General features: G+C 68.0%; 2 protein-coding genes. Both read right to left on the bottom strand.

Going from position 1 to position 3745, the window contains the following annotated elements:
* Positions 1–194: 194 nt before the first annotated feature.
* Positions 195–2801 (bottom strand): ATP-binding protein, encoded by a 2607-nt coding sequence (locus tag AB4030_RS22295; protein ID WP_442281388.1) that lies wholly within the window; start codon positions 2799–2801, stop codon positions 195–197.
* A 298-nt stretch (positions 2802–3099) separates the two neighbouring features.
* Complete coding sequence (locus tag AB4030_RS22300) at positions 3100–3537, bottom strand: hypothetical protein (RefSeq protein ID WP_442281389.1); 438 nt, start codon at positions 3535–3537, stop codon at positions 3100–3102.
* Between the last annotated feature and the right edge of the window lie 208 nt (positions 3538–3745).

Below are 3745 nucleotides of genomic sequence, written 5' to 3' on the forward strand. Positions count from 1 at the left end.
CTTCTTCTTGACCTCTGCATACGGGGCAGTCATCGCGGCGGCGGCCGTGACATTGCTTCTCGCCATGTTTCCCGGCAAGCCTCGGCAGCTGTCCTGAGCTGGTCTTGGGATCGCGGCACACTCGGACGCGCGTAGCCGTCCTGACCGCGGCAGTAGCGGACGTTCGGAGGACGGCATGGAGGGCGCTCGGCCGCTCAGTCGGTGACGTGTGCCTCGAGAAGGGCATTCACGGTGGTGTTGCGACCCCCCTGGAATGTGTCCTGCCAGTCTTGTGGCGACAGGCACGCCTTGGATGCCGCGTACGCCTCGTGGATCTCACTCTCCTGTAACCGAGCTCGCGGGTATCCGCTGCGCTCGCGCAGGAGGTCGACCGCACCCAGCAGCCGCACCGCGTCGTGATGCTGCCCCAGGTCAGCGAGGATCGCGCCGAAGTCCTCGGCCATGGTGATGAGGTTCCACGTGCTCGGGTGTCGGAGCGACGCCGGGATCAGTTCGAGCATCTCGTCGCGCGCCTCAGCGACTTGGCCGACCAGTCTCAGCACACAGGCCCTGTTGTGCCGCCAGACGCGGGCGGCTTCGAAATGGCCGGCAGCCTGAGCCAGTGCGATCGCCTCGTCGTGCAGCTCAAGTGACCGGTGGTAGTTGCGCTCGTGGCTTTCGAGGTCGGCGAGGTTGTCCAGAATGCGATGGTAGGGCCCGCCATCGGTCGAACCTCGGCCGACCTCGAGAGCCTCCTCCAACAGCAGACGGGCCGCACCAGGGTTGCCGCCGTAGTGTGTGGCAGCGGCAGAGACCCGTAGTGCCTCGGCCAGCTCATACCCCGTGTCGCCGAGGGCCCGGAGCATCGAGACGGCCTGCAGTCCGCGGCGCCTGGCCTCTTCCGCCTCGCCGATGGTTGCCAGGGCGCCGGTCAGGAACGACACGCACCGAGCCAGTTCAATGCTGACCGTGGTCTCAGCGCGGGCGATGACCGCTTCGAGCCATTGGCGGGCCTCGACGTACTTCGCGCCATCGGTCCAGTAGTCACACAAACCCGAACACAACCTCAAGGCCAGCTCGGAGCGGCCGGTTGTGATGTCGCCGCTGGGTTCGGCTTCGAGGCACCAGCGCAGCGCTGCGCGGACGTTGCTCTGTTCCGCATCGAGCTCCGCGCGGGCCTGCCAGAACCGATCTCCGCGGAGCTGGGGCCCGACCGTCTCGACCACGCGCAGGTAGTGCCGAGCGTGCTGTCCACGGACCCTGTCGAGGGTGCCTGTGGAGGCGAGCCGGTCCACGGCGAAGGCGCGGACGGTCTCGAGCAACTCGACTCGCGGCTCGCCGTCGTGGTTCTCGGTGACGCGCACGAGGCTGGCGTCGACCAGGCTGACGATCACCTCGAGCGGGTCAACGCCTGCCGGGTCGGATCCGTCGTCGAGGATGGCGGAGACGGCCGGCAGGTCCGCCCCGCCCTCGAAGACCCCGAGACGCGCGAACGCCGTCTGGGACTCGGGTGGGAGCAGGTCGTAGGACCAGGCGATGGTGGCGCGCAGGGTTCGTTGGCGGTCGGCAACGTCGTGCTTCGTCGTGGACATGTCCAGCCCGGTGTTCAGTCGGGCGAGGAGCGCACGCGGAGTGAGCACCTTCAGCCGCGCACCGGCGATCTCGATTGCCAGCGGCAGTCCGTCCAGTCCTCGGCACACGGCGACCACGTCGGCCGCGTTCTCGGCGCCGAGGCCGAAGTCCGGCCGTACCCGCCGGCCCTGCTGCACGAACAGCTGCACCGCCAGCGAAGCCTGCGCCGCGGTGAGACCGTCGTCGGACGGCAGACCCAGTGGCGGGACGGGGATCTCCTGCTCCGTGGACAGGTGCAAAGGGCGGCGTGAGGTCGCCACCAGCGTCACCTCCCGGGCGCCGTGCAGGATCTGGGCGATCACACGGTCCGCTCCGTCCAGCTGCTCGAGGTTGTCGATCACCAGGAGGAGCCGAAGGGTGCCCAGACGGGCGAGCACCGGCGTGGGGCCCGAGGGCGCCCCCAGCGTCTCGGCGATGGCGTCCCACATCTGATCGGCGGTGCGGGATTCCGCCAGCGGGATGAAGTGGACCCCGTCTGGGAAGTCGGCGACGCATCGACGCGCCAGCTCGAGCGCGAGTCGGGTCTTGCCCGACCCGCCGGGACCGGTCAAGGTCACGAGGCGGGCGCCCCCGGGCCCCAACAGGGCCCCCAACTGTGCCAGCTCGGCCTCACGCCCGACCAACGGCGTCGCCGGACTGGGTAGACGAGAGACCGCACCCAGCGACTTCAGCGGCGGAAACTGGGCTGGCAGGCCGTCAGCCTGCACCTGGTACAGGCGTTCCAGCTCGGGTAGGTCCTTCAGCTGGTGCAACCCGAGGTCGAGCAGGCGCACGTCGTGCGGCAGCGGGCTGCCGAGATTGTCCGCGGTGACGTCCGAGATGACGATCTGTCCCCCGTGGGCGGCCCCGGCCACCCGAGCGCACCGGTGCACGTCCATCCCGACGTAGCCGCCGTCGTAGGCCGTCGGTGTCCCGGTGTGAATGCCCATCCGAACTCGGACCCGTTCACCCTCCGGCCACGAGAACCGCGTCAGCCCGCGCTGAGCCTGGACCGCGGCTGACACCGCGTCCACCGCCGCCTCGAACGCGACGAAGAAGCTGTCTCCCTCGGTTCCCAGCTCGGCGCCCCGGTGTTCGGCCCACGCGGAGCGGAGGATGCGCCGGTGCGCGCCCAAGGCGTCGGCATAGTCGGGACCCAGCCGGCCCAACAGCACGGTCGAACCTTCAATGTCCGAGAACAGCAGCGTCACGGTCCCCGATGGCAACGTGCCCATGACCTATTGAAGCGCCATGACGGCCCGGTGGGTCGACAGATACCTCCGCCAACGGTTGCTGCCGATCGCAGCTGATCTCCCACATGTCGCCGTGGCAAAGAGCCAATGCGGAGCCAACCCGTTCGCTCCAAGGTCACGGTCAAGGTGCCTGCAACGGTGATGAGTGACGGACCTGAGCCACACGCGCTCGGCGGCATGACGGGCGAGCGTAGCCGCCCTCAACGCGGCATGAGCGCGCACCGACTCGGTGGCACCGGTGTCCGCAGGGTGAGGGTCAGGCGGGCGGTGTTGGCCGGTTCCACCTGCGCTCGAACGATTCGAGTCGTTGCAATGGAAGTGCCCATTCGATCCGATGGCCGGTCCGTGTGGTGAACTCGACCGCAGTGTCGGCGGCTAAAGCCAAATACCAACTCTCCCACTGACTGAGGTTCCTCGTCTTATGGAAGTCGATCTCAGCCACCTCAAGCTGGATCCCGCGGCGCCGTGGGAAACGGATCCCGCTGACCCAGTACGCGGAGAAGGTCAAGAGGTGGCCGTCCACTTCAGCGGCACCGGTGCGCCATCGACGAGTCAGACCTGAGGGTGGCGGAACGGCTGAATCCACCGTCCTCATCGAGCACTCGAACCTCAGCCCAAGCATCCTCCGGCCCAGCCAGCGGCCAGCGCCAAATCCTGCGGAATCCGCGCCGACGCCGGTGATGAAGTCGGACATGCCGCGAGCCTAGACGTCCACCTCAGAAGCGAGGCGTGTCGACACGACCGCCTGCGCGCTCTGCGGCATAGAAAGGCGTTCTGCGCGGTCGGGTCTGGCGTGGCGAACGTCCTCCTGATGCGCTTGTCGGGCTTGGTGTCCCACACGCAAGAAGGAGGACGTTCATGAACAACGGTAGTGGCGTTTCCCGCGGTGATCGGAACCGGAA

Origin of the sequence: Terrabacter sp. 2YAF2, assembly GCF_052114705.1 — a bacterium.
In the GTDB taxonomy this organism is placed as follows: Bacteria; Actinomycetota; Actinomycetes; order Actinomycetales; family Dermatophilaceae; genus Terrabacter.

Bases quoted from the DNA above. Each gene is read 5' to 3' on its own strand.
- AB4030_RS22300 (WP_442281389.1), bottom strand. From the start codon at position 3,537: ATGTCCGACTTCATCACCGGCGTCGGCGCGGATTCCGCAGGATTTGGC.